The sequence below is a fragment of the Candidatus Pelagibacter communis genome (assembly GCF_001180185.1).
GTDB classification, from domain to species: Bacteria; Pseudomonadota; Alphaproteobacteria; order Pelagibacterales; family Pelagibacteraceae; genus Pelagibacter; species Pelagibacter ubique_F.
Genome location: NZ_CVSS01000051.1, coordinates 1 through 26,269 on the forward strand (window position 1 = coordinate 1; position 26,269 = coordinate 26,269).

28 protein-coding genes and 1 riboswitch are annotated in these 26,269 nt (G+C 29.4%); of the genes, 20 read left to right on the top strand and 8 right to left on the bottom strand.

The annotated features are described in order from the left end of the window. Positions 1-6: 6 nt before the first annotated feature. The 10 genes from AMN95_RS04255 to AMN95_RS04300 all read left to right on the top strand — a co-directional run bounded on the left by AMN95_RS04255 (position 7) and on the right by AMN95_RS04300 (position 8,306). Positions 7-792 carry an ABC transporter ATP-binding protein gene (locus tag AMN95_RS04255; RefSeq protein ID WP_075522886.1) on the top strand — a complete coding sequence of 262 codons (786 nt, stop codon included), beginning with the start codon at positions 7-9 and terminating at the stop codon, positions 790-792. Beyond that, positions 792-1,496, top strand: a complete 705-nt coding sequence (locus AMN95_RS04260) for an AzlC family ABC transporter permease (protein ID WP_075522726.1) — start codon at positions 792-794, stop codon at positions 1,494-1,496. Before AMN95_RS04255 ends, AMN95_RS04260 begins: the two co-directional genes overlap by 1 nt. After that, positions 1,486-1,809, top strand: coding sequence for an AzlD domain-containing protein (locus AMN95_RS04265; protein ID WP_075522727.1), 324 nt, complete (start codon positions 1,486-1,488; stop codon positions 1,807-1,809). The genes AMN95_RS04260 and AMN95_RS04265 overlap by 11 nt, the downstream gene beginning before the upstream one ends. Further along, positions 1,806-2,720, top strand: coding sequence for a glutarate dioxygenase GlaH (gene glaH, locus AMN95_RS04270; protein WP_075522728.1), 915 nt, complete (start codon positions 1,806-1,808; stop codon positions 2,718-2,720). Before AMN95_RS04265 ends, glaH begins: the two co-directional genes overlap by 4 nt. Before the next feature lie 167 nt (positions 2,721-2,887). Continuing rightward, entirely contained in the window at positions 2,888-3,568 is a 681-nt protein-coding gene (locus AMN95_RS04275) for a hypothetical protein (protein WP_075522729.1), read from the top strand. 92 nt (positions 3,569-3,660) lie between these two features. Beyond that, positions 3,661-4,428 (top strand): pyrroline-5-carboxylate reductase, encoded by a 768-nt coding sequence (locus AMN95_RS04280; protein WP_075522730.1) that lies wholly within the window; start codon positions 3,661-3,663, stop codon positions 4,426-4,428. A gap of 3 nt (positions 4,429-4,431) precedes the next feature. Then, positions 4,432-5,217 (top strand): ABC transporter ATP-binding protein, encoded by a 786-nt coding sequence (locus tag AMN95_RS04285; protein ID WP_075522731.1) that lies wholly within the window; start codon positions 4,432-4,434, stop codon positions 5,215-5,217. A 2-nt stretch (positions 5,218-5,219) separates the two neighbouring features. After that, positions 5,220-5,927 carry an ABC transporter ATP-binding protein gene (locus AMN95_RS04290; protein ID WP_075522732.1) on the top strand — a complete coding sequence of 236 codons (708 nt, stop codon included), beginning with the start codon at positions 5,220-5,222 and terminating at the stop codon, positions 5,925-5,927. Position 5,928: 1 nt separating this feature from the next. After that, positions 5,929-6,939 carry a branched-chain amino acid ABC transporter permease gene (locus AMN95_RS04295; protein ID WP_075522733.1) on the top strand — a complete coding sequence of 337 codons (1,011 nt, stop codon included), beginning with the start codon at positions 5,929-5,931 and terminating at the stop codon, positions 6,937-6,939. A gap of 35 nt (positions 6,940-6,974) precedes the next feature. Next, the gene (locus tag AMN95_RS04300) at positions 6,975-8,306 is read left to right on the top strand and encodes a branched-chain amino acid ABC transporter permease (RefSeq protein ID WP_075522887.1); all 1,332 of its coding nucleotides are present in this window, start codon (positions 6,975-6,977) and stop codon (positions 8,304-8,306) included. A 121-nt stretch (positions 8,307-8,427) separates the two neighbouring features. Here AMN95_RS04300 and AMN95_RS04305 read toward each other — a convergent pair whose 3' ends face one another. The 4 genes from AMN95_RS04305 to AMN95_RS04320 form a co-directional block, all read right to left on the bottom strand. Beyond that, positions 8,428-9,618: an ABC transporter substrate-binding protein gene (locus tag AMN95_RS04305; protein WP_075522734.1), complete on the bottom strand. Its 1,191-nt coding sequence runs from the start codon at positions 9,616-9,618 to the stop codon at positions 8,428-8,430. 121 nt (positions 9,619-9,739) lie between these two features. Continuing rightward, positions 9,740-10,351 carry a YjbE family putative metal transport protein gene (locus AMN95_RS04310; protein ID WP_075522735.1) on the bottom strand — a complete coding sequence of 204 codons (612 nt, stop codon included), beginning with the start codon at positions 10,349-10,351 and terminating at the stop codon, positions 9,740-9,742. A gap of 85 nt (positions 10,352-10,436) precedes the next feature. Then, positions 10,437-10,928 (bottom strand): tetratricopeptide repeat protein, encoded by a 492-nt coding sequence (locus tag AMN95_RS04315; RefSeq protein WP_075522736.1) that lies wholly within the window; start codon positions 10,926-10,928, stop codon positions 10,437-10,439. After that, on the bottom strand, positions 10,925-11,701 hold the full coding sequence (locus AMN95_RS04320; protein ID WP_179850352.1) for a 5-oxoprolinase subunit PxpA: 777 nt from the start codon (positions 11,699-11,701) through the stop codon (positions 10,925-10,927). The genes AMN95_RS04315 and AMN95_RS04320 overlap by 4 nt, the downstream gene beginning before the upstream one ends. Before the next feature lie 27 nt (positions 11,702-11,728). On the opposite strand from AMN95_RS04320, the gene AMN95_RS04325 reads away from it, so the two are divergent. From AMN95_RS04325 to AMN95_RS04370, 10 genes are all read left to right on the top strand, one after another. After that, positions 11,729-12,403, top strand: coding sequence for a carboxyltransferase domain-containing protein (locus AMN95_RS04325; protein ID WP_075522738.1), 675 nt, complete (start codon positions 11,729-11,731; stop codon positions 12,401-12,403). Further along, positions 12,396-13,340, top strand: a complete 945-nt coding sequence (locus AMN95_RS04330) for a 5-oxoprolinase subunit C family protein (RefSeq protein WP_075522739.1) — start codon at positions 12,396-12,398, stop codon at positions 13,338-13,340. Before AMN95_RS04325 ends, AMN95_RS04330 begins: the two co-directional genes overlap by 8 nt. After that, complete coding sequence (locus AMN95_RS04335; RefSeq protein ID WP_075522740.1) at positions 13,340-14,218, top strand: DMT family transporter; 879 nt, start codon at positions 13,340-13,342, stop codon at positions 14,216-14,218. The genes AMN95_RS04330 and AMN95_RS04335 overlap by 1 nt, the downstream gene beginning before the upstream one ends. A 22-nt stretch (positions 14,219-14,240) precedes the next feature. Then, positions 14,241-14,331: riboswitch (glycine riboswitch) on the top strand. Positions 14,332-14,408: 77 nt separating this feature from the next. Continuing rightward, positions 14,409-15,512: a glycine cleavage system aminomethyltransferase GcvT gene (gene gcvT, locus AMN95_RS04340; protein WP_075522741.1), complete on the top strand. Its 1,104-nt coding sequence runs from the start codon at positions 14,409-14,411 to the stop codon at positions 15,510-15,512. Beyond that, positions 15,512-15,892 carry a glycine cleavage system protein GcvH gene (gene gcvH / locus AMN95_RS04345; protein ID WP_075522742.1) on the top strand — a complete coding sequence of 127 codons (381 nt, stop codon included), beginning with the start codon at positions 15,512-15,514 and terminating at the stop codon, positions 15,890-15,892. Before gcvT ends, gcvH begins: the two co-directional genes overlap by 1 nt. Further along, positions 15,892-18,762: an aminomethyl-transferring glycine dehydrogenase gene (gcvP, locus tag AMN95_RS04350; protein WP_075522743.1), complete on the top strand. Its 2,871-nt coding sequence runs from the start codon at positions 15,892-15,894 to the stop codon at positions 18,760-18,762. The genes gcvH and gcvP overlap by 1 nt, the downstream gene beginning before the upstream one ends. A 6-nt stretch (positions 18,763-18,768) precedes the next feature. Further along, positions 18,769-20,007 carry an NAD(P)/FAD-dependent oxidoreductase gene (locus tag AMN95_RS04355; RefSeq protein ID WP_075522744.1) on the top strand — a complete coding sequence of 413 codons (1,239 nt, stop codon included), beginning with the start codon at positions 18,769-18,771 and terminating at the stop codon, positions 20,005-20,007. Then, positions 20,000-20,764 (top strand): DUF1365 domain-containing protein, encoded by a 765-nt coding sequence (locus tag AMN95_RS04360; RefSeq protein WP_075522745.1) that lies wholly within the window; start codon positions 20,000-20,002, stop codon positions 20,762-20,764. The genes AMN95_RS04355 and AMN95_RS04360 overlap by 8 nt, the downstream gene beginning before the upstream one ends. Further along, entirely contained in the window at positions 20,764-21,942 is a 1,179-nt protein-coding gene (locus AMN95_RS04365; RefSeq protein ID WP_075522746.1) for an SAM-dependent methyltransferase, read from the top strand. Before AMN95_RS04360 ends, AMN95_RS04365 begins: the two co-directional genes overlap by 1 nt. 99 nt (positions 21,943-22,041) lie before the next feature. After that, positions 22,042-22,509, top strand: a complete 468-nt coding sequence (locus AMN95_RS04370) for a DUF3833 domain-containing protein (RefSeq protein ID WP_256997947.1) — start codon at positions 22,042-22,044, stop codon at positions 22,507-22,509. On the opposite strand, the gene AMN95_RS04375 is transcribed toward AMN95_RS04370, so the two are convergent. Genes AMN95_RS04375 through AMN95_RS04390 form a run of 4 tightly spaced genes read right to left on the bottom strand, consistent with a single transcriptional unit; the run spans position 22,499 to position 26,262 of the window. Further along, entirely contained in the window at positions 22,499-23,803 is a 1,305-nt protein-coding gene (locus AMN95_RS04375; protein WP_075522748.1) for a hypothetical protein, read from the bottom strand. The genes AMN95_RS04370 and AMN95_RS04375 overlap by 11 nt on opposite strands. Further along, a complete protein-coding gene (locus tag AMN95_RS04380) occupies positions 23,796-24,236 on the bottom strand; it encodes a hypothetical protein (protein WP_143323766.1) in 441 nt (146 codons plus the stop codon). The genes AMN95_RS04375 and AMN95_RS04380 overlap by 8 nt, the downstream gene beginning before the upstream one ends. Positions 24,237-24,256: 20 nt before the next feature. Next, entirely contained in the window at positions 24,257-24,943 is a 687-nt protein-coding gene (locus AMN95_RS04385; protein ID WP_075522750.1) for a glycosyltransferase family 2 protein, read from the bottom strand. Further along, the gene (locus AMN95_RS04390; protein ID WP_075522751.1) at positions 24,943-26,262 is read right to left on the bottom strand and encodes a B12-binding domain-containing radical SAM protein; all 1,320 of its coding nucleotides are present in this window, start codon (positions 26,260-26,262) and stop codon (positions 24,943-24,945) included. Before AMN95_RS04390 ends, AMN95_RS04385 begins: the two co-directional genes overlap by 1 nt. Positions 26,263-26,269 lie beyond the last annotated feature (7 nt).

Sequence of the window (26,269 nt, forward strand, 5' to 3'; positions counted from 1 at the left end):
TCAATAATGTCTAATCAATATGAAGTTTTAGGAAAAGCTCCAGGTGCTGAGGATTTAAAAAAACTTTCACCGAATAATGTCCATTTAACAATAAAAAATATGAATGCAGGTTACGGAAAAATGGAAATACTCCATAATTTTGATCTTTTTGTAAGTAAGGCTCAATCACTTTGTTTAATTGGCCCTAATGGAGCTGGTAAATCTACAATACTTCATTCTATTTATGGTTTTACAAATATATTTTCTGGTCAAATAGAAATTGATGGGAAAGAAATTACTGAACTTAGTCCAGCTGAAAAATTAAAATCTGTTGGAATTGCTTATATACTTCAAGATAATTCAGTTTTTCCAGATATGACAGTTGAAGAAAATTTATTGATGGGTGGTTTTATTAAAGAAAAAACAGAGGAATCTTATAAGGAAGCAGAGAGAATTTTCGAAAAATATGAAAGATTAAGAAATAGAAGAAATCAACCTGCTAAGGTTCTATCTGGGGGTGAGAGAAGATTGTTAGAAATTTCACGAGCATTAGTTATGAAACCTTCAGTTTTGTTAGTTGATGAACCTTCAATTGGTTTAGAACCAAAATATATTGATATGGTATTTGAAATTTTAAAAGACCTTCAACATAATGAAAAAAAAACAATTATTTTGGTAGAGCAAAATGCAAAAAAAGGTCTAGAGTTTGCGGATATAGGCTACGTTCTTGTTTCTGGTGAAACAGCAATTGCTGGAAAAGGAGATGATCTATTAAATAATCCAGATGTTGGTCGCCTATTTTTAGGTGGTTAATGATAGACACCAAATATTTTTATAAAGGATTTAAATCTATTAAAGGTGTTGGAAGTCCTGCAATAGCATTAGGTGCAAGTTTTATAGCTATAGGCGCCTTACTTAAAAATTTAGGTTTTACAATTCAAGAAAGCATTTTTTCCACTTTTTTAACTTATGCATTACCAGGCTCACTAGTGATGGCAGAGTCAATGCTGATTGGTGCATCTTTAATAAATATTTTTATAGCAGTATGGTTGGTTAATGCCAGATTATATCCAATGACTGTAGCATTAATGCCATTATTGATGCATGAAAATCAACCAAGGTGGAAATATTATTTATCATGTCACTTTATAGCAGTTTCATCATGGCTAATTATGAAAGATAATTACGAGCAAATAGAAAAAGAAAATAGAATAGATTTTTGGATTGGAATTGGAACAGCAACTTGGACAGTTGCAATTTTTTCTACAGTTATTGGTTATATTGCATCTGACTTTTTAAATAATGATATTATGATCGGACTTGCAATTGTAAATCCAATTTACTTTATATGTATGATGATAGGCGCAATGAAGACAATGCAAATAATTCTATCTGTAATTTTTGGTGCAGTTTTAGGTCCTGCTTTTTATTTCCTGTCTCCTGAATGGTCGATTTTATTTGGTGGTTTTTTCGCTGGGACAATTGCATTTTTCATAGGAGAAAAAAATGACAAGTAATATTGTAATAATTATAATTGTTACATCATTAGCAACATACCTCTCAAGATTTTTAGGAGTTGTAAGTGCTGAAAAAATAAAAGAGACATCTAAAATGTTTAGATGGTTTAATTGTCTTGCATATTCTACTTTAGCAGCTTTAATTTCAAGAATAGTAATTTTCCCTTCAGGATCATTACAAGAAACAGATTATTCAGTGAGATTTATTATAGTTTTTCTGTCTATTTTAGTTTTTTATTTAACAAAAAAAAATTTAGTTTACCCTACTATTTTCTCTGCTATCATGTTGTCAATTTTTAGTAGTGCTTTATGAAAAAAAAAATTGAAGGTTTTGATATTTATACCAATGAACACTCTTCAAGAATAGTAAATATTGACATTACCAATGAAGTCTTAAATAAATTAATTTTTCAATTCAATAAGTTTGATATTACTGCATTAGAGTATAAACCATTTACTAGATTTAGTGTTTCTAAAAGTTTGGATGATTTGAGTAAAAACGAATTATCAAAGTTTTTAAATCAAATTTTAAATAACCGTGATTATGGATGTTTCATAATAAAACCAAAAAAAATAAGTTTAAAAATTGATAAGATTTTTTTAGTCAAATTATCAACTGCTATAGCACATCTAATTGGATTACCAAACCATGATGCGATGGCTGGAAAGTATTATGCTAGGTTTCATGTAAAACATGAGGATAAAAGTGACTCTTACCTTAGAAAAGCATATAAAAATATGGATCTTCATACTGATGGCACATATGTTAAAGAAAAAACTGATTGGCTATTAATGTCTAAGCTAGAGGAAAGAAATGCCGAAGGTGGTGAAACTGCGATGTTACATCTTGATGATTGGGAGCATTGTAGTGAACTTTTTAATGATCCTATTGCAAAAGAAAATTTTATATGGGGATCGCCAAAAAGCAAAAACATTAGTTATAAAGTTGAGCATCCAGTGTTTTCTGCAGACAAAGAAGGAAGAGCACAAATTTCTTACATTGATCAATTTCCTGAGCCAAAAAATATGAAACAAGGTGTTTTTTTACAAAAATTATCTGATTGTTTGGAAGAGAGTGAGAAAAAAATTATTACAAAACTTCCTGTAGGCTCCTCAATTGTTGCAAACAACTATTTTTGGCTTCATGGAAGAAAACCTTTTAAGGAGAATCGCCATTTATCAAGGGAACTGTTACGAATTAGAGGCACTTTTTTTGAGGAATAATTTAAACTAAAAGTGGTATAAATTCGTGATTTATTGAGTATTTGTTGCAAATTTACAACATATTAAAACTATTTTTTCAATATAATAGTGTTCAGTGCTTTTTTTTTGATTTTTTCAAAGTCAAATAGTACTTTACGACAATTAACTTTTAAAAAATAGGAATAATTATGAAGAAATTAATATTAGCATTAGCTATCTCTTTATTTACCTTTGCTACGGCACAGGCCGAAAGAGGAGTTAATATGGGAATATCAGTATTAGGCGGAGTATTTGAAGCCGATGGTGGTAGTGAGAAAATTACGGGTGCGCACTCTTCTGGTGCTAGCCCAGGAAACGTAACAAAAAATTCTGTGCAGGAAGCTGCAGCGCAGTTTGTTATCGGATCAGTTTTTGTAGAAAAAACTCTAGGTGACAGATTAGCAATAGGAGTTGATTACGTTCCAATGTCAATGGAGTCAGAGACATCTGAAAACGTTCAAACATCGTCAGATTCTTCTGGTGCTGGAACTAACACAGTTCAAGTAGACTTCGAAGACTTAACAACTATTTATGCAACGTTAGCAATGACAGACAACTTATACTTAAAGGTTGGATACGTTGAGGTTGACGTTATAACAAACGAATCTTTGGCAACTGGTGGTTCTTACGGGAACACTTCACTAGACGGTCACGTTGTTGGTATAGGATATCATAGAGACTTAGACACAGGAGCTTTTGTTAGATTAGAAGCAAACTTTATGGATTTAGATGGAGCAACTCTAACCAACACAGCAGACTCTACAAAATCTGTTACTGCAGATGGAGCTGATGGATACGGAGCTAAGCTGTCAATTGGTAAATCGTTTTAAGTATTAAAGAAATTTTAAAAGTTAATTTAACCCCTCTGTAATTAATTTTACAGAGGGGTTTTTTTTTAAACTAAATAAATTATTATTAAAAAATGAATTTAGGTTTTATTGGAACTGGAAAAATAACTTCATCAGTAATAGCTGGAATATGTAAATCATCAATTAAGTATAAAAAGATTTTGATATCTTCAAGAAATAAAATTATTGCAAATAAATTAAAAAAAAAATTTAAGAGAATTGTAATTGAAAAAGAAAATCAAAAAATAGTTGATTCCAGTAATTGGGTTTTTTTAGCAGTTACCCCATCAGTTGGTGAAAAAATACTTAAAAACTTACAATTTAAATCAAGTCAAACGATTGTGAGTTTTATCTCAACAATTACGATTCCTGAATTAAAAAAAATAATTAAAGTAAAAGCTGATATTGTAAGAGCCATACCATTACCACCAATTTCTTTAAAAAAAGGGCCAGTGCCAATTTGCCCCCCAAATAGAAAAGTAAAAATTTTTTTTGATAAAATTGGATCAACAATTGAAATAAAAAATGAAAAGCTATCAATTAATTTTTGGTCAACATCAGGAATGATGGCTTCTTATTATGAGATATTAAAAATTATGAGTGATTGGTTGGTTAGGAAAGGTATCAAAAGATTAGATGCTCAAAAATATATTACTACATTATTTTTAGCTTTATCTGAAGATGCAGTGGCAAATTCTAAAAAAGAATTAAAATATTTAGTAAAAGAATCTCAAACTCCTAAAGGATTGAATGAACAAGGTTTGAAAGAAATGAATAAAAAAGGTGTTTATAAATCTGTAATTAGTACTTTAAATAGTATTCATAAAAGATTAAACAAGTAATTAATGTCTGAAAACATCTTAGAAATTAGTAATTTATCAAAATTTTTTGGAGGGCTCGCAGCAGTTTCTGATTGTTCACTTAAAGTTAAAAGAGGAACGATTACTGGTATTATTGGTCCTAATGGATCAGGCAAAACAACTTTGTTTAATTTGGTTGCTGGTAATTTAAAATCATCAGCAGGTAGTGTTATGTTTAATAATGAAAATATAACCGATGTTCCTTCATATGAACTGTTTTCAAAAGGATTACTTAGAACTTTCCAGATAGCACATGAGTTTACAAATTTATCTGTTTTAGAAAATTTAATGATGGTTCCGGGTAATCAATCAGGAGAAAAACTAATGAATGCTTTATTAAAACCTTCATTGGTTGCAAAAGAAGAAAGTCAAATTAAAGAAAAAGCTATGGAAGTTGTAGATTTTCTTAATTTAAGCCATTTAAAAAATGAGCTTGCAGGAAATTTATCAGGAGGCCAGAAAAAATTATTGGAACTTGGTAGAACGATGATGGTAGATGCTAAATTAGTTTTATTGGATGAAGTAGGTGCTGGTGTAAATAGAACCTTACTAAAAGATCTAGGAACAGCTATTGAAAAACTCAATAAAGAAAAAGGTTATACTTTTTGCATGATCGAACATGATATGGATTTTATTGGAAGACTATGTGATCCAGTAATTGTTATGGCTGAGGGATCAGTTCTTTTTGAAGGTTCTGTCGAAGATGCAAAGAAAGATGAAAAAGTAATTGAAAGTTATTTGGGTAGAGGCTCAAAATTAAAAGATAATTAATTATGGCATTTTTTGAAGGTAACAACATGACAGGTGGATATGGAAATGGTCCAGATATAATTAATTCATGTTCTGTCAATGTAGAAAAGGGAGAAATAGTCTCAATCCTTGGACCTAATGGAGCTGGAAAGTCTACAGCAATGAAGGCAATGCTAGGTTTACTAAATTTGAAATCAGGATCTGTAATTATTAATGGAAAAGATATTTCAGATCTTTCTCCTCAAGACAGAGTAAAAGAGGGAATTTCGTTTGTGCCTCAAACCAAAAATGTTTTTGCAGGCATGACTGTTGAAGAAAATTTGGAAATGGGAGCTTTTTTAATTAACAGTGACTACAAAACAGTCATAGATGAAATTTATGATTTATTTCCAATTCTTAATGAAAAAAGAAATCAGTTAGTTGGAGAGTTATCTGGAGGGCAAAGACAACAAGTTGCACTTGGTAGAGCTTTAATGATTAAACCATCAGTCTTAATGTTGGATGAACCAACAGCAGGTGTTTCACCGATAGTAATGGACGAATTGTTTGATCATATAGTTAAAGTAAAGAGAACTAATGTTGCAATATTAATGGTTGAGCAAAATGCAAAACAAGCATTAAATATTTCTGATAGGGGCTATGTTTTGGTGACAGGTGAGAACCGGCACTCAGGTACTGGTAAAGAATTACTAGAAGATCCAAGTGTAAGAAGTTCTTTTTTAGGTGGTTAAAATGGATTTGATCAACGCGATTATTCTGTTGTTAAATTATATTTTTGTTCCGGCTTTAGCATATGGATCTCAGTTAGCACTTGGTGCGATTTTTGTTACTTTAATTTATGGAATTTTACGATTTGCAAATTTTGCAACTGGAGACATGATGTCTTTTGGAACAATGTTTGTAATTCTATTCACTTTGTATTTTAAGTCTGTCGGAATTAGTCTTGGAGTTTTACCTACAGCTCTTTTAGCAATTCCTTTTGCAATTATTTTAATGGTTGGTTACATGTTAGTAATTGATAAATTTGTCTTTAAGTATTACCGAACAAAAAAAAGCCCTCCTGTGCAATTAGCCATGGTAAGCATTGGAGTAATGTTTGTTACTCAAGCAGTGGTTCGTATAATCATTGGTCCCTCTGATAGAAGATTTTTTGATGGAGAAAAATTTTTAATTAAAGCAGGAGAATTTAAAGAAATGACAGGATTAAATGAGGGTCTTGCGATTAAATCTACTCAAGTTATTACAATTATTGTTACATTAATTTTAGTTTCAACTCTTTTTTGGTTTTTAAATAAAACTAAGACTGGAAAAAGTATGAGAGCATACTCTGATAATGAAGATTTAGCATTGTTATCAGGTATTGATCCTAAAAAAATTGTTATGATAACATGGGTAATAGCAGGTATCCTTGCTACAATTGGTGGTGCTTTGTACGGTTTAGATAAAAGTTTCAAACCATTTACCTATTTTAATAATATGCTGCCTATATTTGCAGCAGCAATAGTTGGTGGTATTGGCAACCCGTTTGGAGCCTTTCTTGGAGGATATGTAATTGCTTTTTCTGAAATATTATTAACATATGCTTATAGAAAATTTTTCATGTATGTTTTACCTGAAAGTATGGAACCAGATGGGTTAGTTCAATTACTCTCTACGGATTACAAATTTGCAGTATCTTTTTCAATACTGGTCATTGTATTACTTTATCGTCCATCAGGTATATTTAAAGGGAAGGTATTGTGAGAAAAAATTTAAATGTAATTGCTGCATACAGTATAATGATGGGTTTAATTATCCTTGTGGGTACATTCCAGTCTTGGAACATTGCTCTTTCAATATTTAACCTTTGTCTTATTTCAGCAGTGATGACAATGGGTGCTAATATTCAATGGGGTTATGCTGGTTTAATTAATTTTGGAATAATGGGCTTTACTGCATTAGGTGGTCTAGCTGCGGTCTTAATTTCTGTTAACCCAGTTCAAGAGGCATGGAGTGCAGGGGGCGCCAACATTCTATTTAGTTTATTTCTTATTATTGGAATTGTTTTAGCTGTTAGACTTGTTCTCAAAAAATATCAAAAATCTAAAATCAGAAGTTACGTAATCGCTGCAATTATTATTACAGGAATAATTATTATAAGATTTGTCTCTGAGCCTGGTATTGAGGCAATTGAGGAAGTAAATCCAGCAAGAACTGGATTTTTAGGTGGTTTAGGGCTTCCAATAATTTTTTCTTGGATTGTGGGCGCTTTCTTTGCAGGAGGATTAGCTTTTATAATTGGAAAAGTAGCATTGGGCTTAAGAGCTGATTATTTGGCAATTGCCACATTATTGATATCAGAAATAGTAATCGCAATTATCAAACATGAAGACTGGTTAACAAGAGGCGTTAAAAACGTAATTGGTTTAAAACGTCCTGCGCCTTATGAAGTAAATCTACAACAAACAGATTGGTTTATAAATTTAGTTGAAAAATTTAACTCTGGTAAATTGAACTTAATTTCTGATTTAACTGAGAGACAAACAGCTTTAAATCAACTTGTAATAGAAGGATCATCAGTTTTTGTGAAACTTTGTTACTCAGGATTATTTTTAGTGGTAGTAATTATTTTATTAATCTTAACTCAAAAAGCTCTTTATTCTCCTTGGGGAAGAATGATGAGAGCTATTAGAGATAACGAAGAAGCAGCAAACGCTATGGGTAAAAATGTAGTTAAACAACACTTGTTAATTTTTGTTTTAGGCTCAGCTATTGTTGGTATTGCAGGTGCAATGTTAGTTACACAAGATGGATTGTTTACTCCAGGAAGTTATAGACCTTTGAGATATACTTTTTTGATTTGGGTAATGGTTATTATTGGTGGAAGTGGAAATAACTTTGGTGCAATTCTTGGAGGTTTTGTTGTTTGGTTCTTATGGATTGAGGCAGCACCAATTGGTCTTTACCTGGTCAATTTAACTACTGCTGGGCTAGATGATACACACTTTCTAAAAGTGCACTTAATTGAAAGCGTTCCGTATTTTAGATTTTTAATGATGGGAGTAGGTCTTTTGGTAATAATGAGATATAGACCAAAAGGTATACTTCCTGAAAAAATAGAAATAAAATAACCTTATGAAATATATTATTTTAGGTGCTGCGATAGCTTGGTTTATGTATATGGCAGATAAATATATGTTTTAATAAAAAAACCCCAGCGAATTTCTTCGCTAGGGTTTAAAATATAAAATATTATCTTTGTTTTTTAGTTTTGAATTTTCCGCCTTTAACTTCTTGTTCTAAGAAAGAACCTTCAGCTTCACCGACGCTAGTAAAAGTAACTCCAGTTGCACCTTCGTAGTCAACTTTCTTACCTTTAGCTAATAAATCTAAACCTTTTTTAAGCTCACCCGGATAAATCTTTGTTCCAGGACCGTTAGCAACATCCATTACATTTTTTGCAATTGATGCTCTATCAGCTGAATTACCTGCTTGAATTGCTAAAACAATTAAAGCAGCTGCATCGTACGACTCTCCAGTATAAGGACCAGAGCTATCAATACCAGCTGCACTCGCAACTTTAGCAAATACTCCTGAACCTTTACCAGTTGATCCTGGCATAGAACCAAAAGATTTCTTTAAGTCTTTTCCAAATGCGTCAACTAGTGATTGACCAATCATACCATCTGATAAAACAAATTTATCAAATGCACCTGAGTCCAAAGAAGCTTGTATAATTCCTTTACCACCTTGGTCTAGGTAACCGATAACAGCAACTGCATCACCACCTGCTGAAGCAAGTGTTGCTACTTCAGATGAGTAGTCTGCTTTTCCATCTTCGTGAGCATTAACAGTTGTTACTTTAATACCATGAGCTTCAACAGCCGCTTTGTAAACATCTGCTAAACCTTTTCCATAGTCATTGTTTGTATAAGTAATTGCAACACTTTTAACTTTTCTATCTTTAGTAATATCAGCTAAAATCTGACCACCTCTTGCATCTGATGGGGCAGTTCTAAAGAAATAACCTTTGTCATCAAGAGTTGTTAATCCTGGTGATGTTGCTGATGGTGATATCATAACTACACCATTTGGTACTGCAACATTTGAGGCAATTGCTCCGGTTACACCTGAACAGTCAGCACCCATAATAGCTGCAACTCCCTGTGCGATCACTCCTTCTGCAGCCGCAGTTGCTGCTGCTGAGTCAACGCATGTTGAGTCTGCTCTAATTACTTCAATACTTTTTCCACCTAATAGTGAGCCAGAGTCTGATGCTTCTTTAAAAGCAAGCTCAGCTGAAGCTGCCATAGCTGGTGTTAGAGATTCAATAGGACCAGTAAATCCTAAAATAATTCCCATTTTTAGTCCATGTCCATCTGCAGATGCGTTTGATGTGAAAGAAAACACAAACATAAATGCAGCGATAAATAGTTTTTTCATTATCTTCCTCTTTATTGTTAACAATTTATAAAAGATAAATTAAAACCTATTTAAATAATATTTCAATAAACAATTTATTTAATTTTAAAGAAAAACTGTGTAGAAATTCACATTTTACAAGTTAAAAGTACCGTTTAAATGTTTCATTGATGGACAAAACGCCATAGTCATTTAATCCACCAATAATTAATTGTAATGCAACTAATAAAATAAATCCTAACCCAACGTAAACTATCCACAAATGTTTTTGGATATAATGAGCCAAATATGTTGCTAAAGCTCCAGTCAATACAACTGATAACATCAAACCAAAAATCATAAATCCAAAATATCCTTTTGCAGCAGCTACAACACCAATGACATTATCAAAACTGATCATGATATCTGCAAATAAAACTTTACCAATACTATTGATATATGAAGGCTCTTTAGTCTTATTTGTTTGAGATCTTACTTTTTTTATATCAACTAAATCTTTTCTAAGGTCATTAACTATCCAAATTAATAAAATGCCACCTAAAATTTTAACGAAATAAAATTCAAATAAATATGTAGCAAATATTGCAAAAAAAATTTTGAAAGCAAATGCTCCTATAACTCCCCACAGAATAATTTGTTTTCTGTTTTTTGGCACAAAATTCGCAGCTATCGAGCCAACTATAACAGCGTTATCTGCTGTAAGTATTAACGTGATAAAAATAATTTTCGTTAAAATTATAAGTTCTTCAATCAAAGTAATAACTTATAATAAATAAATTAAATAAATTCAATTTATTCAATCTTATATTTCAAATTTAAGTGTAATTTCCTTAAAACAATTAGTATTTTGAAACTTTTTTTCCAGCAATTATATCTTTTAGCTCCTGATATTCTTGACAATTGCAACTACTCAGAACTTCTAGTCTTTCAACTGCAAGATTATGTCTGTTAGTTGCAACATAAAGTTCACCAAGATATTCATTTATACCTACATGACTAGGATCAATAGCCAGACCTTGTAAATAATATTTTTCGCCATTTTCATAGTCGCCAAGCTTACGAGTAGTGAAACCCAAATAATTTAAAGTATTTGGTTTATTTGGAAATTTTTTGTTAGATTGAAGTAATAATTTTTGAGCCTTTTCATATCTTTTTTTTGCTTTATCCAAATTATTTTTTTCTTCGAATTTTTTTGCTGCTTTTATATGTGTAACAGCCATATCATATTGTGTTTTGGTCTTAGAGGAACCAGTATCACTTGATCCTGCAGAAAAAGAATTTGCAGTCAAAAGTAATGAGACAAATAAAGAAATTATTAAATTTTTTTTCATTTTGTAAATTTTTCCATTTTGTTAAGTTTTGTTAATTTAAGTCCATTATTTAACAAATTATCTCTGATAGACTTTGCTGTTGCTAATGAACTCATATTATCGCCATGTATACATACAGAGTCGATTTCACAAGGTATTTGCTTTCCACTGTGACAATTAAGCGACTGATTTTTTACCATACTTAATACATGTTTTTTTGCAATTTCTGGATCAGTAATTAATGCGTGGGGTTTTTTTCTAGATACTAAATTTCCATCATCCTCGTAATTTCTATCTGCAAATATTTCACAAGCAATTTTCATGTCTAATTTTTTTGCCGCCTCTTGCATTTTAGATCCAGTAGGGACCAGATAAATTAAATCTTTGCTAATTCCTTTAATTGTTTTTGCTAAGGTTGTAGCTAATTCAATATCTTCACACGCCATGTTATTTAGTGCACCATGAGGTTTTATATGAGATACATTTTCACCGTGTTTTGCAGCTATTCTTTGTAATACTTCAAACTGATCTATAATTAATTTTTTTATTTCAGAAGATGATAAATTCATTCTTTCTCTTCCAAAATTTTCTGGATCGTTAAATGATGGATGCGCACCAATACTCACATTATTCTTTTTTGAAATTTCGATTACTTGATTCATGGTTTGTTCATCACCTGCATGATACCCACATGCGACATTAGCTGAATTTACTATTTTTAATAAATCAGGATCATTTATATTCGAGTGATGTTTTGATTTTTCACCTAAATCACAATTTATATTAATTTCCATAGTTATAATAGTTAAGTATAACATGACATGATAAAAAATATATCAAATCTTGGTGACTCAGCTGTGTATTGTGATTTTGGCAAAGATGTAAACAGAGAAATAAATACTCAAGTAATTAAATATTTTAAAACTATTCAAAATAAAAATATTGAAGGAATAAATAATCTAACTCCTTCTTACAATAAATTGATTATATCGTTTGATCTTAAAAAAATTAATTTTAATAAACTTAAAAAGGTAATTGATAATATAGAAATTATTAAAGGCGATAGCATGCAAAACAAAAAATTTGAAATTCCTGTTTGTTGCGAAAAAGAATTTTCTTTGGATATAAAAAGATTAGAAGAAAAACTTAAGATGAAAGAAGAAAAAATATACGAGAGTTTTTTTGAAAAAGAATTTTTTTGTTATATGACAGGTTTTATCGCAGGAATGCCATTTCTTGGAGATTTGGATGAAAACCTCAGAGCAAAACGTCTTGATACTCCTAGGGTTAAGGTTCCAAAAGGTTCAATTGGTTTGACTGAGCAATTTGCCAATATCTATACTTTTGAAAGCCCTGGAGGATGGAATATTATTGGAAATACTCCATTAAATATTTTTGATAGCACTAAAGAAAAAGAACCCAATTTAATTAATCCGGGCGATTTAGTTACATTCAAAAGAATTAGTAAAGAAAAATATCAAAATTATCATGAATAAAAATTATATTGAAATTATAAGGGCAGGTATTAATTCAACTTTCCAAGATCTTGGAAGAAACAATCTCTATCATATAGGTGTCCCATTCAGTGGAGCTATGGATAACAGAAATTATTTATTGGCTAATAAACTTGTTGGAAATGATCATAATGATCCAGTGATAGAATTTGCTTATCAGGGACCTCATTTGAAATATTACGGAGACAAATTAAATATCGCTATAACTGGTGATGTAACTTTTAAAATTAAAAAAGGTGATAATTTTGTTGATGGAGAATGTTATCAATCTTTTATTTTAGAAAATAATGATGAGCTAGATATTATATCAACTAATAAATCCGTTTATGGATATCTAGCAATCAGTGGTAAATTTGATTTAAAATTTCAATGGTCTAGTTGTTCAACTAATACTAAAGCAAAGATAGGATCTAACAATGGAGAAAAGTTGTCTGATAATCAAAAAATTACAATCAAAGAAATTAATAATAACTTTGTTAATAAGAAATTAAATTATGTTAATACAAAAATAGAAAATATTAGAGTAATTAAAGGAACAAATTTTAATTATTTTTCTGAAGAGGGTAAGAAAATTTTTTTTAAAAATGAATTTAAAGTCTCTAAATTATCTGACCGTATGGGCATGAGATTAGAGGGGAAAAAAATAGAAAATATAGTTGATACTAATATTAGATCTGAGGGCTTAATTAAGGGCGTGATACAAGTGCCGGCTGATGGCAATCCAATAATAATGCTCTCAGATCATGGTACTATAGGGGGGTATCCTAAAATCGGCGTCGTTGTGAGTGCTGATTATGATAAGTTAGTTCAATTAACTCCTGGCTCAACTATCAAATTTCAAGAGATCGATTTAATTAGTGCAGAAACTCTTTTTAAACTGTATGACTTAGAGACTCAAAATTTAATTTCACAAATTTAATGAATATTTTAAAAAGTTTACCTGGCCCATTACTGATATTTTTTGGTGCACTTAGTTTAAGCTTTGGTGGACTAATAGTAAAATCTTTTGAGGGAGCAACATTATGGCAGATATTATTTTGGAGATCCTTATTTTTCTCTCTTACCGTTTTAACTTTTTTGATAATCACTTATAAAAGCAAAGTTTTAAAATCGTTTCATGACTCTGGATTACCAGGTTTTATTGGTGGATTAATATTATCTATTGGTTTTTGTGGTTATGTTTTTGCTATGTATAATACTACTGTTGCCAATACTAATTTCATCATATCACTTCAAATCTTATTTTTGGCTATATTTGGTTTCTTTTTCTTAAAAGAAAAAATTAATTTAATTACGTTAATCTCAATTATTTTAGCAATGTCTGGAGTGCTGTTAATGGTTGGAAATTCATTATCTCCAGGAGAATTATCTGGAAATTTAGCAGCTTTCACAATGCCAATTACTTTTGCAGTTTTGATAATGATCGTTAGAAAATTTCCATCAGTTGATATGGTCCCAGCACAGTTTGTTGCAGGGATAAGTTCATGTCTTATTGGTTTATCCCTTTCACCTACTATAATGATTTCACCTCATGATATTTTTTTAGGTTTTCTAGCTGGATTTTTTCAAATAGGTTTTGGTTTTATATTTATAACAATTGGTGCTAGAACAACCCCGTCTGCAGTGGTTGGAGTTATCATGTTATCCGAATCTGTCCTTGGTCCTATCTGGGCTTTTCTTTTTGTGAGCGAAATACCATCATTTTATGGGTTGATAGGAGGAGCAATAATATTTTTTGCTGTATTATTACAGTTTTACACACTTTTAAAAAAGCCAAAGACAATTGTTTCCAATTGACATTTTAAGTCACATATAGGACTATTGGTCTACGGGAGAGACTACAGATTATTGTAGCGCCGAAGGAGCAACCACCCAGGAATCTCTCAGGCAAAAAGGACCGTAGCATATTAACTCTGGAAAGAGATTTAATTCTCGCCGAAGGAGCAAAACTCTCAGGCAAATATACAGATGGGTACAAAGAGTTAATATGGAAACAAAAAAAACATCGCTGTACCAGTTACATCAAGATTGTAATGCAAAATTTGTTGAATTTGCAGGTTATCAAATGCCGATACAATATTCGGAAGGTATTGTTGAAGAACATAAATTCACTAGAAATCACTCTGGTATTTTTGATGTTTCACATATGGGTCAATTATTTATCTATGGTGGTGATGAATTAATTAGAGATTTAGAAAAAATTTTTCCATTAGATTTGAAAAATTTGAAATTAAATCATTCTAAATACAGTTTCTTAATGGATAAAGATGCCGGGATACATGATGATTTAATTATCACAAAAACAAGTGAGGGTTTTTTGATAATTCTTAATGCAGCATGCAAAGATAATGACTTCAAAATTTTAAAAGAACTCCTTAAAGATAAGTACAAAATGATTATGGATGAAAATAGATCTTTAATTGCCATTCAAGGTCCTAAATCATCAGAAATTCTCAACGATGTTATTAATGGTGTAAAAGATCTTAATTTTATGTCTGGAAACTGGTTTACATTTGAAAATCAGAGAGTTTATATTACGCGATCTGGTTATACAGGTGAAGATGGTTTTGAGATATCAATTGTAAATGATTTTGTAGATAAATTAACCAGGGAATTAATCAACAAAGGATCTAAATTAATAGGCCTAGGAGCAAGAGATACACTAAGATTGGAAGCTGGTTTATGTTTATATGGTCATGATCTAGATAAAGATAAAACTCCAGTGGAAGCAAATTTAAAGTGGGCTATTTCAAAAGAAAGAATATCTAAGGGAGATTTTATAGGCTCTGACATAATTATTAAACAATTAAATGATGGTGTCAGTAAAATTAGAGTTGGAATTAAACCTGAGGGAAGAATTATTGCTAGAGAAAAAACAAAAATATTTAATCAATCAGATGTTCATATTGGAGAAATCACTAGTGGTACATTTGGACCAAGTGTTAATGGTCCTGTAGCAATGGGATATGTGGAAAATGAATTTTCAAAAAAAAATACCAAAGTATTTTTAGAGGTAAGAGGAAAAAAACATCCTGCAAGTATTTGCAGTTTACCATTTTATAAAAAAAGTTATGTCAAAGGAGTAAATTAATGAGTGAAGTAAAATATTCAAAAGAGCACGAGTGGATTAAATTAGATGGAGATGTAGCAACAATTGGTATTACAAAACATGCCACAGAAATGTTAGGTGATATAGTTTTTGCAGAACTTCCAGAAAAAGGTTCTAATGTAGAGAAAGACGGGACAGCAGGTGTTGTGGAATCAACCAAAGCAGCTAGCGATGTATATACTCCTGTGAGTGGTGAAGTAGTTGATACAAATCAAGCTATAGTAGATGATCCATCAAAGATTAATCAAGATCCAGAAGATTCAGCTTGGTTCTTTAAACTTAAAATAAAAGATCCATCAGAAATGGATGCATTAATGAATAAAGATGATTACGATAAATTTGCAAAGGAGACTTCAGCATAATGTTACCAAATTCAGAAAAAGATTTTTTAAAAAGACACATTGGACCTTCTAAAGAAGACCAATCAAAAATGTTAAAAGAATTAAATTATAAATCACTAGATGATCTGATTGACAACACTGTGCCAGAAAAAATAAAGTTTAAGGGTGAACTTAATATTGGCGATTCAAATTCAGAGTACGAAGCATTAAGAAAATTAAGAGCAATTTCTAAAAAAAATCAAGTTTACTCAAATTTCATTGGTATGGGTTATTATGGAACTTACACACCCTATGTAATTTTGAGAAATATACTGGAAAATCCTGGTTGGTATACTTCATATACGCCTTATCAGCCTGAGGTAGCTCAAGGAAGACTTGAGATGTTATTGAACTTTCAACAAATGATTGTTGACTTTACAGGAATGGATATTGCCAATGCCTCTTTATTAGATGAAGGTACAGCAGCAGCAGAGGCTATGGGTCTAAGTCACAGATTAAATAAAAAAGATAGTAATTTAGTTTTTGTTTCTGAAGATTGTCATCCTCAAACAATAGATGTAATTCAAACAAGAGCTGAGCCAATGGGTTTAAAGGTTTTAGTTGGTAAAGAAGATGAAGTTTTAGACCAGCTAAAAGAGGATTTAGTTTGTGGAATTTTACAATATCCAGGAACTTTAGGGGATATTAAAGACCCAAGTGAAGCAATTAGCAAAATTCACAAAAAAAATGGGAAGGCTATATTAGCTTGTGATCTGTTAGCTCTAGCAAAATTAAAAACACCTAGAGAACTTGGTGCCGACATTGCGGTTGGAAGCTCCCAAAGATTTGGTATTCCAATGGGATATGGAGGTCCGCATGCAGCTTTTTTTGCAACCAAAGATGAATATAAGAGATCAATGCCAGGAAGGATTGTTGGTGTATCAGTCGATAGACATGGTAATAAGGCATATAGATTATCTTTACAAACAAGAGAGCAACACATCAGAAGAGATAAAGCGACTAGTAATATTTGTACTGCACAAGCTTTATTAGCGATTGTGTCAGCAGCATACGCTATTTATCATGGTCCGGATGGAATTAAAAATATTTCTGAAAGAGTGTCTCAATTAGCAAAAAGTTTTGCTGATAAAATAAAACAGTCTGGATATGAACTTTATTCTAATCGTTTTTTTGATACGGTTACAATTATTACAAAAGAAAAAACTGATCAAATTTACAAGAACGCTCTTAACCAAAAAGTTAATATACGAAAAGTAAATTCTGAAATGCTAGCTGTTTCTTTTGATGAAAGAAAAAATGTTTATAGAGTAAATCAATTATTAAAAATTTTTAATGCAGCAGAGTCAATTAAAAAAGAGGATCCTTCAGTAAGTTTACCTAATTTGCCAAAAAATTTATTAAGAACTTCAAAATATTTAGAACATCCAGTTTTCAACTTATATCATTCAGAAACTGAAATGCTTAGATATTTAAAAAGATTAGAAGATAAAGATATAGCATTGAATAGAACTATGATTGCACTTGGCTCATGCACAATGAAGTTAAACGCTGCTGCCGAAATGATACCAATATCATGGAAAGAATTTGCAGAACCTCATCCGTTTGTTCCAATTGAACAAATGGAAGGATTTAGAGATTTATTTACTGATTTAAAAAATTGGTTACGGTCTATAACTGGTTTTTCAGGTGTTTCTTTACAACCTAATGCAGGTGCTCAAGGTGAGTATGCAGGCTTAATGGTTATTAGAAAATATCATCTAGATAGAGGTGAGCCTAATCGTAATATATGTTTAATTCCAAGTTCGGCACATGGTACTAACCCAGCAAGTGCACAAATGGTTGGCATGAAAGTGGTTGTTGTTAATTGTGATAAAGATGGAAATGTTGATTTTGACGATTTAAAGAAAAAAGCAGAGCAACATTCTGAAAACCTTGGAGCATTAATGGTAACTTATCCATCTACCCATGGAGTATTTGAGGAAAAAATAACTGATATTTGTGAATTAGTTCATAAACATGGTGGTCAGGTATATATGGATGGAGCAAATTTAAATGCTTTAGTTGGAATTGCAAAGCCTGGGAATTTTGGACCTGATGTTTGTCATATTAATTTACATAAAACATTTTGTATTCCTCATGGTGGAGGAGGACCTGGAATGGGGCCCATTGCCTGTAAAAAACATTTACAAGTTTATCTACCTAACCATCCAGTAATAAAAGATTGTGGACCAACAACTGGAATTGGTGCAGTGTCGGCAGCTCCTTGGGGTAGCTCAAGTATTTTGTCAATTTCTTGGATGTACATTAAAATGATGGGGTCTGCAGGATTAAAGCTTGCTTCTCAAGTTGCGATATTAAACGCAAATTATATTGCTCATAGATTAAAAGATCACTTTCCGATTTTATATAAAGGATCTAATGGGAATGTTGCACACGAGTGTATTATAGATATTAGAACGATAAAATCTGAAACAGGCATAACAGAAGAAGATATAGCTAAAAGATTAATAGATTTTGGTTTTCATGCACCAACTATGTCTTGGCCTGTAGCTGGAACTATGATGATAGAGCCAACTGAAAGTGAAGGCTTGTCGGAGCTCGATAGATTCTGCGACACTTTAATAAAGATAAAACAAGAAATAGACCAGATTAAATCAGGTAAGTTTGATAAAATTGACAATCCAATTAAGAATGCTCCTCACACTGATAGTGAACTAGCATCTGATAACTGGACACATAAATACACTAGAGAAGAGGCAGCTTATCCAGCTAAATTTTTAAAAGCAAATAAGTTTTGGCCTCCAGTAGCAAGAGTAGATAATGTATATGGAGATAAAAACATTTTTTGTACATGTCCAAGTATGGATGAGTTTAAAGAAGATGCAGCATAGTTGTTAATGAAAATTGCTGTTATTGGTTCAGGAATTTCAGGGTTAAGCGCAGCATATTATTTATCAAAAAAACACAATGTAGATCTTTTTGAGAGAGAAGACCATTTTGGAGGACATTCTCATACAATTGATTTAGTTTTTGATAAAAAAAAAGTTTCTGTAGATATTGGCTTTATTGTGTTTAATTTCAAAACTTATCCAAATCTAATAAATTTTTTTAGAGAAAATGATATTCAAATTGAAAAAAGCGACATGTCTTTCTCCGTTTCAGTAGATAATACAAAATTTGAATATTGCGGAAAAGGTTTAAATGGAATTTTTTCAAATAAATCGAATTTATTTAATATTGAATTTTTAAAAATGTTTTTTGATATTTTAAAATTTTATAAAAAAAGCGATCAAGAAACTATTTCGGATGAAAAAATTACTTTAGGAGAATATTTAAAAAGAAACAAATTATCTAAAACATTCGTAGATTATCATATCATACCTATGGTATCTGCAATCTGGTCTATGCCTCCTTATGAGGCAAGTAAAATGCCAATAAGCTTTTTTCTAAAATTTTTTCAAAATCATGGTTTGTTTAAATTAAAAAATAGACCTAAGTGGTATACAGTATCTAACAGAAGTAGAACTTATGTGAGTAAAATAATTTCCCAAATAAGTGGAGAACATTATAAAAATTATAATGTTACAAAAATAAAAAGAAAATCAGTAGGTTTAGATTTGTACTATGGTGGAGAAAACGAATTCTTTGGTTATGATAAAGCAATATTAGCCACTCATGCAGATGAGGCCTTAAAATTAATTGAAAATCCTACTGAAGATGAAAAAAATATTCTTTCAAATTTCAGTTATAAGGAAAATACAGCTTATATACATACAGATCATCGAGCAATGCCAAAAAATAAAAAAGCTTGGTCTTCATGGAACTCCTCAATAGATGATAAAGATTTAAGTAAAAATTCAATAACATATTGGTTGAATTTATTACAAAACTTAAAATGTAATCAAAATATTTTTTTGACTTTAAATCCCTATTTTGAGATTGATGAGTCAAAAGTATTAAAAAAAGTCAGATTTACTCATCCTTATTATGATCAGACAGCTTTAGATGCGCAATCAGGGCTTGTTAATTTACAAAATCGTAAAGATTTACTTTTTTGTGGAAGTTATTTTGGTTACGGATTTCATGAAGATGGCTTAAAATCATCTATTGAAATGTTGAAATACCTTAATGATTAATTCTTGTATATATAATGGAACTGTAATTCACAAAAGATTTAAACCAAAAGAACATTTCTTCAAATATAAAGTTTTTTCACTTTTAATTGACCTATCAGAAATACAAAAATTATGTGAACAAATAAAATTTTTCTCTCTAAATAAATTTAATTTGATAAGTTTTTATGAAAGAGATCATGGAGCTAGAGATGGCACGTCATTAGAAAAGTGGGTAAAAAATAATCTTGAAAATACTGATATAGATATAGAAGGAATTAAAATAAAACTTTTGTGCTATCCTCGTATACTCGGCTATGTTTTTAATCCACTAAGTATTTTTTTTATTTATAATAAAAATGATAAACTTGTTTCAATTTTATATGAAGTAAAAAACACATTTGGGGAACAACATACATATATTTTTAAAGTTGAAAATCAAAATAATTTAATTCAAAATAATTGCTCTAAGAAATTTCATGTTTCACCGTTTATTGACATGGACTGTAATTATTTTTTTAGGATTTTGAATCCAACCAAAAAATTATCAGTTGTAATTGATCAATATGATAAAGAAGGTAAAATACTTTTTGCGTCTCAAGAGGGAAAACGATCTGATTTAACTGGTAAAAATTTAATGAATTCCTACTTAAAACACCCTTTTATGACATTTAAAATTATCTCAGCGATACATTTTGAAGCGTTCAAATTATGGATCAAAGGAATTAAGTTTGTAAAAAAAAAACTTAAAATAAGAAATAATGTAACTACAGAAAACTAATGTTTTTATATAGAGCATCAGATAAATTGGTTTTTAAATTTTTAGAAAAAATTAATTATGGTTATTTAGAATTAACAACGTTTGAAGGCGATCTTTTGAAATTTGGAAATCCTGATCAAAAATTAAAAGCAAATATTTTCATCAAAAAAAATAATTTTAATTACAATTTAATAAGAGGAGGTAGTATTGGATTTGCCGAAAGTTATATGAGGGGTGAGTTTCAAACTGATAATTTATCGAACTTAATTGAGTTGACAGCAAGAAATATCAATATCATATATAAATTTTCAGGCCTTCTTGATATGCCTGTGATAAATTATGTTAAAAATAAAATAATTAAAAATACAAAAAAAAGAAGTAAAGCAAATATTGCTAAACATTATGATTTGGGAAATGACTTTTTTTCACTTTGGTTAGATGAAACCTTAACTTACTCAGGTGCTATTTTTGATGATAATTCCAAAAATCTTTCTGAGGCTCAAAATAACAAATATCAAAAATTAATAGATTTAATTAAACCTGGTAATGGTGACAAAATTTTAGAAATTGGTTGTGGCTGGGGCGGATTTGCAGAGTATTTAGGTAAAAAATATGATGTCAAACTTGACTGTATTACAATATCACAAAAACAGTTTGAGTTTGCAAAAGAAAGAATTTTTAAATGTGGATTAAACGAAAAAGTCAATATTGAAATAAAAGATTATCGAGATCTCCAAGGAAAATACAATTCAATAGCTTCAATTGAGATGATAGAAGCAGTTGGTCAAAATTATCTAAAGGGTTATTTCAACACTATTAAAAAAAATTTGTCTGAAGGTGGAAAGGTAGCTATTCAAGCTATCACGATAGATGATAGGTTGTTTAATAGATATAAAAACAAACAAGATTTTATACAAAAGTATATTTTTCCAGGAGGTTTTTTACCAAATAAGAACACTATAAATCGTTATGTTTCAGAAAATGATCTGACCATAAATTCATATATTTCTTATGCTGATCATTATGCCAACACCTTAGCTTTGTGGAGAAATGAATTCATTAAGAAATGGGAAATAATCAGGAAACAAGGCTTTGACATAACATTTAAAAGAATGTGGGAATTTTATCTTTCGTATTGCGAGGCTGGTTTTAAGTCGAAAAATATCGATTTGATACAATTTTCAATGCAAAACAAATAGAAAATTAATGGAGTATTTATGCGACATTTAAAAATATATAAATCAATTTTATTGATAATTTCATTATTCTTAATTACAAGTTGCGCAAAAAATAGCGCTATGAAACCAGAAGATTTTATAAATAAAGAGCCAAAATTAATTATTGAAGAGTATTTAACTGGTAATGTTAAGGCTTGGGGAATTTTACAAAATAGATCTGGAAAAGTTACGAGGCAATTTTCTGCTGATTTAGATGGTACTTGGGATGGCAAACAGTTAATCCTTAAAGAGAAATTTAATTGGGATGATGGAGAAGTTCAGTATAGAGAATGGACTATATTAAAGATAGATGAAAATTATTATGAGGGTACAGCTGGAGATGTCGTAGGTAAAGCAAAAGGATATCAATACGGATCAGCATTTAAATTTGAGTATGATTTAATTGTTCCTTTTAAGGGTAAAGAAATTAAAGTTACCTTTGATGATTGGATTTTTAAACAGGATGATCAAGTGGCAATAAACAGGGCAACTTTATCAAAATTTGGATTTAAGGTAGGAGAACTCACTGTTTTTTTCTTTAAGTCTTAATTTTTAAACTATTATTAAAATATTCTAAATATAACATTATTATTAGTGGTGTAATATTGAAAATTAGTCTATTTATTCCATGTTTAATATTAAATTCTTGATTATCCACTAGCAAATATACACCTAAGAGAAAAAGTAAATTTAATAAAATACAAATTTCTAAATACTGAATTTTAATTTTTACTAATTTTATCAAAGTATAAATTAATAGCCCAGAAAGTAATAACAAACTTTGAAAATGTGCATATACTAAATATTCAACAATTATAAATATTCTTTCAATTGTTATTTTTGATAATAAACTTGTTAAAGATAAATCTGTTATTACAGATTTATTTAAGGAAATTTCTAAATTGTAAATATAGAATACTAAAATTTTAACTCCAATTAAACTCATTGTAATTAAAAGATATAAAGTGTTTAATTTAGTATTTTTTCTATCTAAAAAAAATAATGTTACAATTAAAAAAATTACATAAAACATACCCTCTTGTTTTGTCCAAATAATTAAATTACAGCACAAAATTATTGAAAATATATTTAAAAAATAATTACTATTTATTTTTTTTATAAATTTTATTTTGTAATAATTATTCATTATAATCGCAATAAATGAAAAAATTAATATTTCTTGATTCCCTGAGAATAATAAATCGTAGTCATATATAATTATTAAAAAAAGTAAGAAAAATAAAACTTTTTTATTATCATTGATCTTAAAATTATCTATTAAAGTAATTAAAGAATAGCAAAATATAAAAACAAGTATTAATCTACTAGCATATTCGTAATCAATAAAACTTATTTTCCAATTTATAGATGTAATAAGTGCACCCAAATATGGATAATGAGGATTTCCTGCATCACTAAGATTTTCAATTTTGTAGCCATTATAGAAATTTAATACTTTACTAGTCCAAAATTTTTCTGAGTCCCATGATATAAATATTTTATTAGCAACATCAATCGATAATACAAATGATATAAATAATACAAATAATATTAATACTTTGTGATTTAAAATAATTTTCTGATATTTAACTATTTCTTTTTTAATATTTATTAAAAGAACAATTAAAAATATTAAAAATATAATTTTTAAGATTTGTGATAGATTTAAATTTAAGAAAGAGAGAAACAAAATGATATTAAAATATATTAAAAAATTAGTTGTTGTGTTTTCAAAAAAATTTAAATTTAAAAGATTATATTTTTTAAAAAAAACTAATGGGCTTATTGAAAAAAAAACAGTCAATAAAATTAAATTTAAAAATATAAAAAATAATTCAGTCATTTTTCCTTAAAAACAAACATTTATTTTGATGATTATCTAAAATTTCATATTTTTTTAAATCAAAGTTTGAAAGGGACTGATCGTAATTTAATAAAATTATTTCATCCTGATTTATTTTTGGGTCATGAAATAAAAATATCCAATAAGGTTTTTTTCTTTTAATAGGATCTAAATTAATTATTTTGGGTACAGAATTCTGATTCATTGTTTTACTAAATTTTTTATAAATATGATAAATGTAACCATGAGAAGATTTATTACAAAAACCAGAATAAAAAACATTATTATATGATGATATAAACCTTTCTTCATAATTATCTTTAAGCAAATCATAAACATTTTTTGGAAAATTTGTTAATTTCAAAAAGAAAAAAATTAATAAAACTAAGAAAATAATACTAGTCTTTTTGTTTTTAATAAATTTACGATTCAAAATCATTTGATTTAATATAATTAGTCAAAAAATGAATAATAGATAATACAGTAAATAGCTCGAAAACCATCTTTCCATGTAATTTTTTTTCCTTCAGAATATTTTCTACCAAAATATTTAATTCCTACTTCATAAACTCTTATATCCTTTTTTGCAATTTTTGCAGTTATTTCAGGCTCAAATCCAAAACGATTTTCTTTTAAATCTACACCTTTAATGATTTCTGCTTTAAATGCCTTATAACAACATTCCATATCTGTTAAACTTAAATTAGTAAACATATTAGATAGAATTGTAAGAAATTTATTTCCTAAAGAGTGCCAAAAAAATAATACTCTTTTTTGGTCTGAGCCAATAAATCTAGAGCCATAAACAACATCTGCATAATTTTCTTTAATTGGGTTTATCAACTTTTCATAATCATAGGGGTCATATTCTAAATCAGCATCTTGAATCAATATTATATCCCCAGACGCTATTTGAATCCCTTTTTTTATACAATAACCTTTACCATAATTTTTATCATTTAAACTAATTGAACTAACTTGGTCTTTAATATTTTCTAATTTTTTTCTTGTTCCATCTGTTGAGTAATCGTCAACTACAATTATTTCTTTATCAAAATTTTTTTGTTTATTTACTTTTTCTATTATCTTTTCAATTGTTCTATGTTCATTATAACATGGTACAATTATACTTATTTTCATTAGACTGTTATAAATGACTTTATATATTTTATTAACCAATTAATTCTCAAATAATAAGCTGTATAAGCTTTTGATAGGTAATTTCTTATTTCATATTTATTAAATAAATTGTGATTATAGACTAATTGGTATTGATCAAAATTTTCATATTTTTCAGCATTAATCTTGTCTTTAAATTCAGAATATACAGGGGTTCCTGGATAAGGAGTCCAAACACTAAACTGAGCGTAAGTAGTATTTAATTTTTTAGAATAATTAATTGTCTTATTAATTGTTTCATCAGTGTCTGTTGGAAAACCAAGAATATACATTGCAGAAACTTGTATCTTTTTTTTCTCTAATTCTCTTATTTTTTCTAGTTGTTGATCTTTTGAGACAGAAAATCTTCCAGATTCTTTAAGGACTTTTTCATCAAAACTTTCAACTCCAACTTTTACAGCTTTAAGCCCTGCTTTTTTAAGCAAATCTATTAAATCAGTATCTAAAATTCTGAGATGTGTCTCTATTACAAATTTTAAATTTAATTTTCTATTAATCAAAAAATTACAAAATTCTATGGTATGCTTTTTATTTATCGAAAAAACAGGATCTCTAAAAATAAACATCTTTACTTTAAATTTTAAGTTCCAGTATTCTAATTCATCGACGATTGATTTTGGGTCTCTTTGACGTGGTTTTCTGCCTTGTTGTAAAGGGTATACACAATATTTGAAACAAGAATAAGGACATCCTCTAGTTGCAAGAATTGGCAAAGATTTATCAGTTCCGAATAATAAACTTGTTTTATTACTTTTTACTACATTATTCCAATCCGGATATGGTAAGTCATCAAGTGCATAATCGTGATTAAAAGATATTGATTTTCCATTTTCTAATTTATTGAGATCTTGATCTTTTAAAAAAAAGAATTCTGGCTCTCCCATGATAACAGTTCCACCTGCATTAATATATTTTTGAGGCATATTGGTAGCGTATGGTCCAATAACAAATATCTTTTTTTTGGATTTAGATAATTCTTTTATATATTCACATTCAGTCTCACAACAGACAATAGATGAAACAACAATAAAAAAATCATATTGATTAAAATTTTCTGGCAGATTTTTCTGATAATCTACTTTATGTCCATTTTTTTTTAAAGCTGACATTGTATATACTGCAAACATTGGTGGCCAATCATGAACTTTTTTTAGTGTCTTTTTCAAAAACATGGGCACAATTGTATCACCAAAATTATTCCCTGTTCCATATCCACCACTTGTATCTTTAGAAATTCTGTATGAAACTTTTTTTTCAGGATCTAAAATTAATATATTCATTAATTAT